Source organism: Pseudomonas shirazensis, assembly GCF_050496565.1.
In the GTDB taxonomy this organism is placed as follows: Bacteria; Pseudomonadota; Gammaproteobacteria; order Pseudomonadales; family Pseudomonadaceae; genus Aquipseudomonas; species Aquipseudomonas shirazensis_A.
In genome coordinates, this window is sequence record NZ_JBNWAE010000022.1 from 22,019 (window position 1) to 36,106 (window position 14,088).

Consider the following 14,088-nt stretch of genomic DNA (forward strand, 5'->3'; position numbering starts at 1 on the left):
CCGCTCCTGCAAAGCGTGTGCAGGAGCGGCCTCATGCCGCACGGGAGTGACGCGGGTTATGGCAAGGCGTAGGCCATTACATAATCGCCACGGTCGGTCGACTGACGCGCACCGCCAGCGGTGACGACCACGTATTGCTTGCCGGTCTTGGGCGAGACGTAGGTCATCGGGCCACCCTGGCTGCCGACGGGCAGGCGGGCTTTCCAGACTTCTTCACCGTTGCCGCTGTTGAACGCACGCAGGTAGAAGTCCTGGGTGCCGGCGATGAACACCAGGCCGCCTTGGGTCGACAGGGTGCCACCCAGGGTCGGCAGGCCAACCTTGATCGGCAGGTGCATGCGGATGCCGAGCGGGCCGGTGTCTTCAACGGTGCCGACCGGCACTTGCCAGGCGACCTGGCGGGTTTTCATATCGATCGCGGTCAGGGTGCCGAACGGCGGCGCCTGGCACGGGATGCCGGCAATCGACAGGAAGCGGTTCTTGTTCACCGCGTACGGCGTGCCTTTCAGCGGTACCGCGCCCATGCCGGTGTTCAGTGCTTCGCCACCACCGGCGGCTTTGCCCTGGTTCTGCGACGGGATCATCTGGATCCACAGACCCAGGCGCATGTCGTTAACGAAGATGAAGCCATGCACCGGATCGGTGGAGATGCTGCCCCAGTTCATGCCGCCCAGCGAACCCGGGAAGCTCAGCGACAGGTCGGTGCCTGGCGCGGTATAGAGGCCGTCGTAGCGCATCTTCTTGAAGTCGATGCGGCACAGCAGTTGGTCATACGGGGTTGCGCCCCACATGTCCGACTCGGTCAGGGTCTGCGCGCCGATCTGTGGCATCCCGACCGATTTCGGCTGGGTCGGCGAGTACGGCTCGTTGGGGATGTTGCTTGGCTTGACCGGCACTTCGTCGACCTGGGTCAGTGGTTTGCCGGTGGCGCGGTCGAGCACGTAGATCTGCCCGGCCTTGGTGCCGATCACCACCGCAGGGACGGTCTGGCCGTCGTCCTTGGTGAAGTCGATCAGGCTCGGCTGCATCGGCAGGTCGAAGTCCCACAGGTCGTTGTGGACAGTCTGGTAAACCCACTTCTCGTTACCGGTGGTGGCGTCCAGCGCCAGTACCGATGCGCCGTAGGTGTGGTCGAGCTTGCTGCGTTCTACGCCGTAGATGTCGGTGGACGACGAACCCATCGGCAGGAACACGGTATTCATTGCCGGGTCGTAGGACATCGGCGCCCAGCTGTTCGGCGTGCTGCGCACGTAGGTGCTGCCGTCAGTCGGGGCATTACGGTCTTCAGGGTTGCCTGGGTCGAAGGCCCAGCGCATTTGCCCGGTGATCACGTCAAAACCACGGATCACGCCACCTGGCATGTCGGTCTGGACGTTGTCGGCAACACGCCCGCCAACCACCACGGTGGTGCCGGCCATCAGCGGTGCCGAGGACAGCTGATAGAACGAATCCGGGACATCGCCCAGGCCTGCCATCAGGTTGACCTGACCGTTGTTGCCAAAGCCTTGGCAGAACTCACCGGTATCCGCGTCGACTGCAATCAGACGGCCGTCGATGGTGTTGGTCAGCAGGCGGCGCTGGCAGTTGGCGCCAGGGGCAACCGTCGCTGCAACGACCGGCGAGCTGTTCGGCTGGGAGGGCTGGGCCAGCGGCGCGCTAGCGTCGAAGTAGGCCATGCCGCGGCAACGCTGCCAGACTTTCGACTGGGCGTTGATGGTGTTTTTCCACAGCTCTTTGCCGGTGTCGGCGTCGAGTGCGATCAGGTTGTTGTGCGGGGTGCAGATGAACACCTTGTTGCCGACCTGCAACGGGGTCAGCTGGTCTTCGGCACCGTTGCCATCGCTGAGGGCGACATCACCGGTGTGGTAGGTCCAGGCGACCTGCAGCTTGTCGACGTTGCCCCGGTTGATCTGATCGAGGGCGGCAAAGCGGCTGCCACCTTCGGTATTGCCGTAGTGAGCCCAGTCTTTCTGCGCTTGCGCAGGTTCGACGGCGGTCAGCCCCGGGCCTTTGCCGGTTGGGGCGACGCTTGGGTGGGCGACGAACATGTTGCCCGCCGCAACCACGACCGCTATCGCCATCACGCCAGCGACGGCGTAGGCACCGCGGCCAGTGGCGGTGCCGTTGGCGCGGGCCAGCAGCGGGTACACCAGCGCGACCACGGTGCCGATCACGGCAAACATGAACAGGCGCGAGAACAGCGGCCAGAACACCAGGCCGGTATCAATCACGGCCCACAGCGCGGTGCCGAGCAGGAAAGCGGCATACAGCCAGGCGCCAGCGACCTTGCGGCGGGCGATAAGGACACCGGCGATGGCCATGGCCAGGCCGCCGATCAGGAAGTACCAGGAGCCGCCCAGGCCGGCCAGCTTGATGCCGCCGGCAGCCAGCAGCAGGCCGAGCAGGGCGATGATCACGCCCAGGCCAACCAGAATGATTTTCGAGGCGCCAGAGGCGCGCGGTGAGTCGTTCATGCCAAGGATCTCGCAGGTGGAATGCGCCAAGTTTAAGCTCTTAGCAAGCTAATTAACAAGTTGGTACATTTACGCTTGAGGCCTATTGTCGCAGGCCTGGGCTTGCCAAGATGCCTCGAAAAGCTTAGATCAAGTCGCCAACTTCAGCTTAAAAACGGCCAAATCAATAATGTGAAAATTTCGCGAAAAAGCTCGATCTGGCGTGATTGATGTGGTTTTTGCGTCTGCCCCCTGCGGTTAAGCTGACGGACTGGTCAGGTAAGCTTGGCCGGGATTGCACCCAGGCTCCGTTTGGAGCAAGGTTGGCCGATTTGGCGGACACCAACTGCGATGGACAAGCTGCTGGCAATCAAAGCCTTCATGGCAACCGTCGACGCCCGCGGCTTTTCGGCTGCAGCGCGTGGCCTCGGCGTCGCCACCTCTTCGGTGACGCGCCTGGTCGATGCCCTGGAGGCTGAACTGGGCGCCGCCTTGCTCAACCGCTCCACCCGGCAAGTCAGCCTGACCGAGGCGGGCGCCAGTTATTACCAGCGCTGCCGTGAGGTGCTCGAGGCATTGGCCGAGGCCGATGCCAGTGTCGGCGACCGTGGCGAAGAGCCTGTCGGGGTGCTGCGTTTGTGCCTGCCCGTCGAGTTCGGCCGGCGTGTGATCGCGCCGCATTTGGGGCGCTTTCTCGCCGCGCACCCGGGGCTTGAGCTGGACATCGACCTGAGTGATCGCTTCGATGACCTGCTCGAGGGCCGCTACGATGTGAGCATTCGCCTGGGTGAGGCCGCGCCCAATGACGAACTGGTCTGCCGTGCGCTCGGGCGCTTTCAGCGTTGGCTGGTGGCAAGCCCCGCGTACCTGGCTGGGCGCGCGCCGCTGAAGCATCCACAAGGTCTCAATGAACACGCCTGCCTGCGCTTTCGCTATGGGCAGTCCGCACGGCCGTGGCGCCTGTCACGCGACGAACAGGCGCTTGAGCTGGATATCAGCGGACCGCTTCGCAGCAGTAATGCCGATGTGCTGCGCGAAGCTGCCCTGAGTGGCGCCGGCATAGCCTTGCTGGCCGACTGGCTGGTGCGCGAAGACGTCGTGGCCGGGCGTTTGATGCGGCTGTTGCCTGATTGGCAGATCAGCCCCGGTGCTGCGAGCACGGCCATCAATGCCTTGTATCTGCCCAACCACCGCGGCTCACGCCGGGTGCAGGCGTTTGTCGGTTTTTGCGAGACACTGCTGGATCAATGAAAGGGTACGTCGTTGCGCCACGCGCAAAGACCTCTTGCTCAGCCGCTGGATTCTCTTGCGCTGCATCGCTGGGTAACGTGCACAGCATCTTTTCTGAACACTCACCGAGGCACCTGCACATGAGCCCATCCATCGCTGCCAGCCAGCCCTCAGCCGGAGGCCTGAGTCGGGCCCTGGTAACCTTGCTGGCGTTTTGCTGCGGCGCGATCGTCGCCAACATCTACTATGCCCAACCCATCGTCGGCCTGATTGCGCCAGACCTTGGCCTGTCAGCCGAGCACGCCAGCTTGATCGTGTCGTTGACCCAGCTCGGCTACGCGCTCGGTCTGCTGTTACTGGTACCGCTGGCAGACCTGGTGGAAAACCGCCGGCTGATGGTGGCTACCGCAGTGCTGGCTTGCATCAGCCTGGTCCTGGCGGGCACCAGCAGCAATGGCCAGGGTGGCTTGTTTCTTGGCTATGCCTTGTTGATCGGCTTCAGCTCGGTGTCGGTGCAGATGCTCATTCCGCTGGCAGCGCACCTTGCCCCCGAGCAACAGCGCGGACGTGTGGTCGGCAATATCATGGGTGGCCTGTTGCTGGGGATACTGCTGGCACGGCCACTGGCGAGCGTGGTTGCTGACCACTTCGGCTGGCGCACAGTGTTTGTCGGCGCAGCCGGGATCATGCTGGCGATCATCCTGTTGCTGGCGCTGACCTTGCCGCGCCGGGTGCCTGAACACAAAGCCAGCTACGCGCAACTGATGGCCTCGTTGGCAGGGCTGTTGCGCCGCTACCCGGTGCTGCGTCAGCGCTCGCTGTATCAGGCGTTGATGTTCGCCGCGTTCAGCCTGTACTGGACGGCGGTGCCGATGGCATTGAGCGGACAGCATGGCCTGTCGCAGAGCCAGATTGCGCTGTTTGCGCTGGTCGGTGCGGTCGGCGCAATCGCGGCGCCACTGGCGGGTCGGCTGGCCGATGCCGGCCATGCCCGCCGCGGCTCGCTGCTGGCGCTGGTACTGGCGCCGCTGGCGCTGTTGCTGGGCCTGAGTGCCCCAGGGTTCAGCGTGATCGGCCTGGCGCTGAGCGGGGTACTGCTGGACTTTGCCGTGCAGATGAACATGGTGATCGGCCAGCGTGAGGTGTACGCGCTGGACCCGGCCAGCCGTGGCCGATTGAACGCGCTGTACATGACCAGTATCTTCGTCGGCGGCGCAGCGGGATCGGCACTGGCCAGCCCACTGTATGAGCAGCTGGGCTGGCATGGCGTAGCGCTGGTGGGCGCCGCTCTGCCACTGCTGGCGCTGGGCATATTCGTGCTGCACAGCCGGCGCGGTTGAAGGCGCCGCTTGAATGAGTGCAGAGCGAGCCGACTCGGCTCAAGCGATCATTGCGGCGCACCGAACAAACCGGTCCAGTAGATTCCGGCATCACTCTTGGGGTCCACGGCGTAAGCCGCGCCCAGTTCGCGGAAGTCCGGGTTCATCAAGGTCGCGCAATGGCCTGGGCTGGCCAGCCAGCCATCGATGACCTTGCGCGGCGTGTCCAGCCCGGCCGCGATGTTTTCGCCGACCAACCGGTAGGAGTAGCCGGCCAGTTCGGCGCGGTCACCCGGGGTGCGGCCATCACGGTCGATATGATCGAAGAAGTTCTGGTTGGCCATCGCCCGGGTATGGTCGGCAGCAACGCCGGCCAAGGTGGCGTTCCAGCTCAATGGCGCGGCGGCAGCGAACGGCTGGCCACCGCATTGGCGGGGCACCTGGCGCGCTGCATTGATCTCTTGCAGCAGCTTCTGGCCCTCGGCCTGCCAGTCACCGAGGCGACCACTGAGCAGCGGCCGGGCCAGCACGATGCGCCAGTCGCGGCCTTCCTGGCTGACGCCGATGTCGACGAACTGCGGGTCGAGCACCACCTGGCAGAAGCTTTCGGCAATGGCCTTCATCGCCGCCGGCGCATCGCGCGGCCCGGATAAGCTGATCGCCTGCACGTTGACCATCGGGTAAGCCGCGCGCGACATCGCCTGCTGCAGGTCGCGGGTGCCTTCCGGCGACAGCGCCAGGCGGGTATCGCTGCTCAGCGGCGGCAGCTCCAGCGAACCCTCGCCGGCGCAGCTCTGCGGCTGGCTGCGGTAGGCGTTGATCGACGCGATCAGTTGCCCTTCCTCGCTGGTGAACGCCTGGGCGCCACAAGACACACCAAGGCCCAGCGTCAGCACGGTAAGACAGGCAACGGATGACAGGACGCGCATGTGTATCTCCCTATCTGGCAGCGCGAAACTCGGCGCTGCTCATCCTACACAAGCATCTGGCTTTTGGCCCTGCGTCGTGCGGTGCAATTGAACGGCCGATTGTCGAACATTATCGGCAAAAGAGGGAGTAGACCTTTCTTGCCGAAAAAAGTGCGCTACTTGCTGGGAATTATTTGCATTCTCAGCAGGGCGCTGGCCGTTCCTGTCCGCAGGCCAACAGCAGTGCAACAGTTTGCCCGTCGCCATTCACTGCCAATAAGGTCAAACCCAGCAAAATCAGGGAGTTGAAACCAGGCACAAGTCCTGCAATAGCCCTTGCACACCCTTTGGGCCCGTGCAGGAGCATCCTTGAAAAACTCCATCCTACCCCTGACCTTGCTCAGTGCTGCATTGACCCTGGTTGGCTGCGAACGCACCGAGCAGGTCAGTGCCCATGGCGATCAGCCGGTCCATGGCGGCACGCTGGTGTACGCCACCGACCGCGAGCCGACGTGCCTTGATCCGCATGTGGCCGGTGACATGCCGCAGGTATTCGTTGCCCAGCAATACCTCGACTCGCTGGTGTCCATGGACAGCGAGGGGCGCATCGGCCCGTGGCTGGCCACGCACTGGCAAGTCGCCGCCGATGGCCTCAGCTACACCTTTCAGCTACGCCGCGACGTGCGCTTTACCGACGGCACACCGTTCAACGCCGAGGCCGTCAAGGACAACCTCGATCACATGGCCAACCCCAAGACTCAGTCGAGTACCGCCGGTGGCTATATCCGCCAGTATCGCGGCACCGATGTGATCGACGAGTACACCGCCGTGGTCCATCTGGCAACGCCCTATGCGGCGTTTCTTGAAGTGCTGGCGCAGGGCTTTCTCGGTATTCAGTCGCCTACCGCGCTCAAGCGCAGCCGTGACGTCAACTGCGAAAGCCCGGTCGGCAGCGGGCCGTTCAAGGTGGCGCGTTGGGACCGGCAGAACCAGGTCGAGCTGGTGCGCAACCCGGACTACAACTGGGCGCCGCCAACCGCCCAGCACCAGGGCCCGGCTTACCTGGAACGGATCGTGTGGAAGTTCATCCAGGAACCGTCGGTACGCTTTGCCTCGCTGCAGGCTGGCGAAGTCGACGTGATCGAAGCCTTGCCGCCCGAGTCCCACGAGGCGGCACGGCGCAACCCGGATGTCGAGCTGATCGTCGCCCAGCGCCCGGGCAACCCCACCAACGGCACGTTCAACCTGCGCCGTGCGCCGTTCGATGACATCCGCGTGCGCGAAGCCTTTGTGCGCAGCGCCGATATCGAGGGCGCGCTGAAGAGCGTTTATTTCGGTGAGTTCCCCCGCGCCGGCGGCCCGCTGAGCATGGCCACGCCGTACTACAGTGCCGACTTCGAGCACAGCCAGGACTACCAGCCGGCCCGCGCCGCCAAGCTGCTCGATGACGCCGGCTGGACCAGCCGCGATGCCGAGGGCTACCGCAGCAAGGACGGCAAGCGCTTGCGCGCAACGGTGCTGATCGGCGCACGCACGCCGCCGTCGGAGCTGACCTTGTGGGAGCAGGTCCAGGCCACCACTCGTGAGGCCGGCATAGAACTGGTGCTGGAGCAGATGAGCGATGTGCAGGTCACGGCCCGGCAGGCCGCCTGGGACTACGACATCCGCGTTGGCTACTGGAACACCAACACCCCGGACGTGCTGCGGATCATCTTCAGCTCGGCCTTCGTGCAGCCGGCCGGGGTCGGTGGCTACCATCAGAATTCCTCCGGCTACGCCGATCCCGGCTTCGACAGTCTGCTCGATCAGGCCCTGGCCACGCAGCAGCCGGAGCAGCGCCGCGCCCTGTATCAGCAGGCTCAGGCGCAAGCCGCCGGGCAATACCTGCAGCTCACCACCTATCCGCAAAGCACCCGCCTGGGCATCTACAAGACCGCCCGCGGCGTACGCCTGGAGCCGTCGTTGGCGGTCACTTACCTGTATGACGCCTGGGTGATCAAATGAGCAGTACAACTGAACTGGCAATAACCGACCCGCGCAGCGAGCGCCTGGCCGCACTCGGCCGCCGCGCCGTAATCCGCTTTGGTGGCGGGTTGCTGGTGCTGTGGGCCGTGGCGACGCTTACGTTTTTTGCCTTGCGTCTGATGCCGGGCGACCCGGTGCTGGCGATTCTTGGTGGCCCCAGCGGCAACCCCAGCCCGGAAACCATCGAAGCCACGCGCCTCGAATTCGGCCTGGATAAACCGCTGGGCGTGCAATACCTGCTGTATCTGGGTCGCTTGCTGCAAGGCGACCTTGGCGTGTCCTACTCGCAGCACTTGCCGGTGACGCGGGTGCTGGCCGAGCAGGGCGGGGCGACGCTTGAGCTGACCATCGCCGCGCTGCTGCTGGCCTGGGTACTGGTGTTGTTGCTGACGGTGATTACCGCCGGGCGCGGCCGGGTAATTGGCGGCCTTGCCTCGCTGGCCGAAACCCTCAGCGCTGCCTTGCCACACTTCTGGCTTGGCGTGGTGCTGCTGGCGGTATTCGCCTTCGGCTTGCGCTGGTTCCCGCCGGCGGGAAGCGACAGCCTAGCCAGTTTGGTATTGCCGGCGTTTTCTCTGGCCATTCCGCTGGCCGGCTTCATCGCCCAAGTGACCCGCGAGTCGCTGGAACTGACCCTGGAACAGCCATTCATTCTGACTGCCCGCAGCCGTGGCTTGAGTGACCTGGCGGTGCGCTTCCGGCATGCCTTGCGTCACGCCTTGTTGCCCGGGGTATCACTGTCGGGTTGGGCCATCGGCGCGCTGATCAGCGGCGCGGTGGTGTGCGAAGTGATCTTTTCCCGCAAGGGCATCGGCCGCCAGCTGTATCAAGCGGTGCAGGCCCAGGACATGCCGCTGGTGATCGGCATCAGCCTGGTGGTCGCCGCGGGCTATGTGCTGGCCAACATTCTGGTGGACTTGCTCTACCAGTGGATCGACCCCCGCCAACAGGAGGTCACGCCATGAGCGACCTGATAATTGACCGTGTGCAGGCGCCGCTGCGCCGTCAGCACCGATTCAACCTGCCGCCAGTCGGCGCAAGCCTGGCCCTGCTGTTTCTGGCCGCGTTACTGCTGGCTGCGCTGTTCCCCCATCTATTTACCCACGTCGACCCACTGGCCATCGTGCCGCGCGATGCGTTCCAGGCGCCGAGCTGGGCGCACTGGCTGGGCACTGATCAATCCGGGCGCGACATCTTTGCGCGGATCATTCACGGCGCCCGCCAGAGCCTGTTGATCGGCGTTGCCGCCACGGCGTTGTCGATGACCATCGCCATCAGCCTGGGCTTGCTTGGCGGCCTCGGCGGTGCACGGGTCGACCGCGCTGTCGGCTGGTTGCTGGAGGTGTTGTTTGCTTTCCCCAGTCTGATTCTGGCGCTGCTGTTCGTGGCCGTATTCGGCAGCGGCGTCGGCACGCTGATCGTCGCCACCGGCCTGGGCGGTGCACCCGGTTACGCGCGCATGGTGCGCGGCCAGGTGCTGGCCGTGCGCAACGCCGGCTACATCGAAGCGGCGCGCGCGCTCGGCCATCCCACCTCGCGGATTGTGCTGCGCCAGCTGCTGCCCAATGCGATGCGCCCGCTGGTGGTGACCATGACTATGGGTGTCGGCCAGGCCATTGTCTGGGCCTCGGCGTTGAGTTTTCTCGGCCTCGGCGCCCGGCCGCCGGCGCCGGAGTGGGGGACCATGCTGTCGATGGGCCGCGACTTCATCGCCAGTGCCTGGTGGCTGACGTTCTTCCCCGGGCTGTTCATCGTTCTTACTACCCTGGCCACGACGGTTACAGGGCGCTTCATCCAACAACGCCTGGAGGGTCGCCAAGCATGAGTGACAAGACCTTGATCGTCGACGGCCTGACGGTGTCGTTTGCCGGCCAGAGCGTGGTCCGCGACCTGAGCTTTACCCTGGCGCCTGGGCGTTGCGTGGCCCTGGTCGGCGAGTCTGGCTCGGGCAAGAGCGTCAGCGCTCGGAGCCTGGTCGGCCTGACCGGCGCGGGCGCCGAGGTGTCGGCGCGTCAATTGCGCTTTGCCGACCACGACCTGCTTGATCTCAGCGAGCGTCAGTGGCGGCAGGTGCGCGGCAAGGACATCGGCTTTGTCCTGCAGGATGCGCTGGTCTCGCTCGATCCGCTGCGGCCGGTCGGTAAAGAGATCCTCGAAGTGCTGCAGACCCACGGCTATGGCGACCGCCAGCAGCGCGCCGCACGGGTCCATGAGTTGCTGGAACTGGTCGGTGTGCCGGACCCTGCACTGCGCGCCCGCCAGCGCCCCGGGCAGTTGTCGGGTGGCCTGCGCCAGCGCGCCTTGATCGCCAGCGCGCTGGCGATGCAGCCGGCGCTGGTGATCGCCGACGAGCCGACCACCGCACTGGACGCCACCGTGCAGGCGCAGATCCTCCAGGTGTTTCAGCAGATCAAGGCTCGCGGTGCGTCGTTGCTGATCATCAGCCACGACCTGGCCGTGGTCGCCCAGCTGGCGGACGAAGTGCTGGTACTGCGCCATGGCGAAGTGGTCGAGCAGGGGCCGATGCAGCAGGTGCTGCGCGAGCCTCGGCATGCCTATACCAAGGCCTTGCTGGCAGCGGTGCCAGCAGAGCATCCGCGTGGCACGCGCTTGTCGCCGCAACGCCTGAGCAGCATGCCCAGGTTGGTCAGGCGTGGTCTGGGCGAGGTCCTGCTCGAAGGCCGTGAGCTGGGCAAGCGCTACACAGGTCCGGACGGGCTGGCCCGGCAAGTGGTGCAGGGCGTCAACTTCACCCTGCGCGCGGGCCGTACGCTGGGCATCGTTGGTGAATCCGGCTCGGGTAAAACCACCGTGGCGCGCCTGGCGCTGGGCTTGCTCACGCCAGATCAGGGCCAGGTGCTGTACCGCAGCAAACCCTGGAACCTGCCCGACGATGCCATCGCCGAGGCCAGCCGCAGGCCCCTGCGCCGCGAAATCAGCGTGATCTATCAAGACCCGCTTGGCTCATTCGACCCGCGCTGGACGGTTGCGCAGATCTTGGATGATGCCTTGCAGGTCGCCGGCGTCGAGGCGCCAGCGCGGCCAGCGCGGATTGCCGTGTTGCTCAATCAGGTACGCCTCGCCGCAGACCTGGCCCAGCGTCGACCGTTGCAGCTTTCGGGTGGCCAGCGTCAGCGCGTGGCGATCGCCCGCGCCATTGCCAGCGAGCCGAAGCTGATCATCTGCGACGAGCCGGTGTCGGCGCTGGACGTTTCGGTGCAGGCGCAGGTGCTGGATCTGCTCGCTGATCTACAGGACGAACTGGGCCTGGCCTACCTGTTCATCTCCCACGACCTGGGGGTGATCCGCCATGTCAGCGACGACGTGCTGGTGATGCGCCACGGCCAGGTGGTTGAGCACGCACCGGTCGAGCAGCTGTTCCAGCAGCCGGCCCATGAATACACCCAGCGTCTGCTTGGCTCAGTACCGCGCCTGCCCAGCGCGGGCACTGAATTGGTTGTACCGCCGCTCGACCTCGAGCACGAGGCCTTCGACCTGTTCGACGAAGCAAGACTGTGGAAAATCGCCATCTAAGGACTGCCCCATGACTACCTTTCAACGTTTGCCCGCCCAAGCCCCAGCCACCTCCGTGGCCGCGCTCAAGGCTCGTGTCAGCGCCTTGCTGCCGGCGATTGCTGCCGGCGCTGCCGAGCGTGAGCGCGAACGCCGGCTACCCTATGCGGCCATCGCCGAGCTGGCCGCGGCCGGCCTGTACACCGTGCGTATCCCGCAGCAGTACGGCGGCCCCGGTGGCAGCGTCAGTGATGTGATCGAGTTGCTGCTGCAGGTGGCCGCCGCCGACTCCAACGTCGCCCAGGCGCTGCGCCCGGGCTTCGCCTTTGTCGAAGGCCTGCTCGCGGCCAGCGCCGAGGGTGCCGAACAGGAGCGCGAGCGCTGGTTTGCCGTGTACCTGCAAGGCGCAGTGATCGGCAATGCCGGCTGGGAACTGGGCGGTGCCAATGGCGCGATTGCCGCGCGCCTGGTGCGCGAGGGCGATCACTTTCGCGCCAACGGCAGCAAGTTCTACAGCACCGGGGCGCTGTTTGCCGACTACGTCAGTGCGGTGGCCCTGGACGAGGACGAGCAGCCGGTGTCGTTCATCTTGCCGCGTGACCGCGAAGGGCTGGAGCTGGTCGACGACTTCGATGCCATGGGCCAGCGCCTGACCGCCAGCGGCACTACCCACCTGCACAACGTGCGGGTCGAGGCCAGCGACATCCGCACGCGCACCGTGGAGGAGGGCAAACGCACTATCGTCACGCCGTTCCTGCAGCTGTTTCTCGGTACCGTATTGGCCGGTATCGCTCGCAATGCCCTGAACGATGCCAGCCAGTTCGCTCGCGAACATGCTCGGCCGATCAAGCACAGCAGCGCCAGCCAGTCGGTCGACGACCCTTACGTGCAGCTGTCGGTGGGCGACATTGCCGCCAGGGCTTTCGGTGCCGAGGCACTGGTGCTCAAGGCCGCCGCCAGTATCGATCGCGCCTGGGCCGCGCAGCTGGATGAAAGCACCGTCGAACAGGCTGCACTGGAAGTCGCGCAAGCGCAGTACCTGGCAGCCGAATTGGCGCTCAAAGCCGGCGAAACCCTGTTCGATGTCGGCGGTGCCTCGACCACTGGCCGCCAGCACAACTTTGACCGCCACTGGCGCAATGCGCGCACGGTGGCCAACCACAACCCGCGCCACTGGAAGGCGGCGGTGGTCGGCGCCTGGCAGCTCAAAGGTACCCGGCCGCCTGTTTCGGGGCTGTTTTGACGGCCCAGCCGGCGGCGCTGGTCGGCCATCTGCAAAGCCCCAAGGTGCCGGTGATCATCGGTGCGGCGCTGTTCATGGAACTGCTCGACAGCACGGCGGTGATGACCGCGCTGCCGAGCATGGCCGCCGATTTTGGCGAGCCGGGGCTGCGCATGAACCTGGTGGTCTCGCTGTATATGCTGGCCCTGGCGCTGTGCGTGCCGATCAGCGGCTGGGCTGCCGAGCGTTTTCGTCCGCGCCAGGTGATGCTGCTGGCGATGGGTTTGTTTACCGGCGCCTCGCTTACCTGTGCGCTGGCTGACACGCTCTGGCAGCTGTGCCTGGGGCGCATGCTGCAAGGTGCCGCCGCAGCACTGATGACGCCGGTGGGGCAGGTGATCATCCTGCGCTGGTCGAGCCGCGATCAGCTGCTGCAGTCGATGTCGTGGCTGGCATTGCCGGCTTTGGTCGGGCCGTTGCTGGGGCCGCTGTTGGGTGGTTTGTTGGTGACGGTGCTGTCGTGGCACTGGATCTTTCTGATCAACCTGCCGATCTGTCTGCTCGGTTGCTGGCTGATCCTCAAGCATGTGCCGGACTTCCCGGCGCGCCGCGTGCCGCCGCTGGACTATCGCGGCCTGCTGCTCAGCGGCGGCGCGTTGGCGCTGCTGGTGGCGGGCCTGGAGTCGCTGGGCCTAGGCCAGTTGCCGCGGCCATGGGCACTCGGGCTGATCGCCGCCGGCGGGCTGTTTGCCCTCGGCTATTGGCTGCATGCCCGTCGCCATGCCAGTCCGCTGGTTGACTTGAGCCTGTTGCGTCTGCGCAGCTTTGGCGTCGCCCAGGCCGGCGGTGGGCTGTTCCGGCTGGGCTCGGCGGCGCAGCCGTTTCTGCTGGTGCTGTTGCTGCAGAACAGTCTGGGCATGAGCCCATTGGCGGCCGGTTGGTTGATGGTCAGCGGCGGCGTCGGCGCGTTGTTGATGAAGTTGCTGGCCGTGCCGTTGGTACGCCGCTACGGCTACCGCCGGGTGCTAAGCTGCAACGCACTACTCAGCGGCGTCGGCATCGCCCTTTGCGCGGCGTTCGACCGCGACACGGCGGTGTGGTTGATGGCAGTGGTGCTGTTTGCCGCAGGCCTGGTGCGCTCGTTGCAGTTTTCCACCCTGGGGGCGGCGAGCTATCAGGATGTGCCAGGCGAGCGCTCGGCGGCAGCCAGTTCGCTGTCGGCGATGTCGGTGCAGTTGACAATGGCCATGTCGGTAAGTCTGGCTGGGGTGATGCTGGGAATACTGGCCGCAGTCGATGGCCGGGTCGAGACGTCGGTCGAGGATATCGCTGCAGTGATGCTGTTGTCGGCGCTGCTGTGTGTGCTGTCGGGTCTGGTGTTCCGGCGTTTGGCCAACTGACTGAGCGGGACCGCACAC

General features: G+C 65.4%; 10 protein-coding genes. 8 read left to right on the forward strand and 2 right to left on the reverse strand.

Annotated features, from left to right (window positions below; translation table 11 throughout):
- Positions 1-56: 56 nt before the first annotated feature.
- On the reverse strand, positions 57-2,474 hold the full coding sequence (locus ACQZ2L_RS23180) for a glucose/quinate/shikimate family membrane-bound PQQ-dependent dehydrogenase (RefSeq protein ID WP_430328029.1): 2,418 nt from the start codon (positions 2,472-2,474) through the stop codon (positions 57-59).
- A 330-nt stretch (positions 2,475-2,804) separates the two neighbouring features.
- Between ACQZ2L_RS23180 and ACQZ2L_RS23185 the strand changes: the two genes are divergently transcribed.
- On the forward strand, positions 2,805-3,704 hold the full coding sequence (locus ACQZ2L_RS23185) for a LysR family transcriptional regulator (protein ID WP_430328030.1): 900 nt from the start codon (positions 2,805-2,807) through the stop codon (positions 3,702-3,704).
- Positions 3,705-3,823: 119 nt separating this feature from the next.
- A complete protein-coding gene (locus ACQZ2L_RS23190) occupies positions 3,824-5,023 on the forward strand; it encodes an MFS transporter (protein WP_430328031.1) in 1,200 nt (399 codons plus the stop codon).
- Between the two features lie 47 nt (positions 5,024-5,070).
- Here the strand turns inward: ACQZ2L_RS23190 and ACQZ2L_RS23195 are convergent, their stop codons facing one another.
- Positions 5,071-5,931 (reverse strand): CAP domain-containing protein, encoded by an 861-nt coding sequence (locus ACQZ2L_RS23195; protein WP_430328032.1) that lies wholly within the window; start codon positions 5,929-5,931, stop codon positions 5,071-5,073.
- 390 nt (positions 5,932-6,321) lie between these two features.
- Between ACQZ2L_RS23195 and ACQZ2L_RS23200 the strand changes: the two genes are divergently transcribed.
- Genes ACQZ2L_RS23200 through ACQZ2L_RS23225 form a run of 6 tightly spaced genes read left to right on the forward strand, consistent with a single transcriptional unit; the run spans position 6,322 to position 14,070 of the window.
- Positions 6,322-7,914, forward strand: a complete 1,593-nt coding sequence (locus ACQZ2L_RS23200) for an ABC transporter substrate-binding protein (RefSeq protein ID WP_430328063.1) — start codon at positions 6,322-6,324, stop codon at positions 7,912-7,914.
- Positions 7,911-8,900 (forward strand): ABC transporter permease, encoded by a 990-nt coding sequence (locus tag ACQZ2L_RS23205; RefSeq protein WP_430328033.1) that lies wholly within the window; start codon positions 7,911-7,913, stop codon positions 8,898-8,900. Before ACQZ2L_RS23200 ends, ACQZ2L_RS23205 begins: the two co-directional genes overlap by 4 nt.
- On the forward strand, positions 8,897-9,760 hold the full coding sequence (locus tag ACQZ2L_RS23210) for an ABC transporter permease (RefSeq protein ID WP_430328034.1): 864 nt from the start codon (positions 8,897-8,899) through the stop codon (positions 9,758-9,760). The genes ACQZ2L_RS23205 and ACQZ2L_RS23210 overlap by 4 nt, the downstream gene beginning before the upstream one ends.
- Positions 9,757-11,469 carry a dipeptide ABC transporter ATP-binding protein gene (locus ACQZ2L_RS23215; RefSeq protein ID WP_430328035.1) on the forward strand — a complete coding sequence of 571 codons (1,713 nt, stop codon included), beginning with the start codon at positions 9,757-9,759 and terminating at the stop codon, positions 11,467-11,469. The genes ACQZ2L_RS23210 and ACQZ2L_RS23215 overlap by 4 nt, the downstream gene beginning before the upstream one ends.
- A gap of 10 nt (positions 11,470-11,479) precedes the next feature.
- Positions 11,480-12,691, forward strand: coding sequence for an acyl-CoA dehydrogenase family protein (locus ACQZ2L_RS23220; RefSeq protein ID WP_430328036.1), 1,212 nt, complete (start codon positions 11,480-11,482; stop codon positions 12,689-12,691).
- Entirely contained in the window at positions 12,688-14,070 is a 1,383-nt protein-coding gene (locus ACQZ2L_RS23225; protein ID WP_430328037.1) for an MFS transporter, read from the forward strand. The genes ACQZ2L_RS23220 and ACQZ2L_RS23225 overlap by 4 nt, the downstream gene beginning before the upstream one ends.
- Positions 14,071-14,088: the final 18 nt, after the last annotated feature.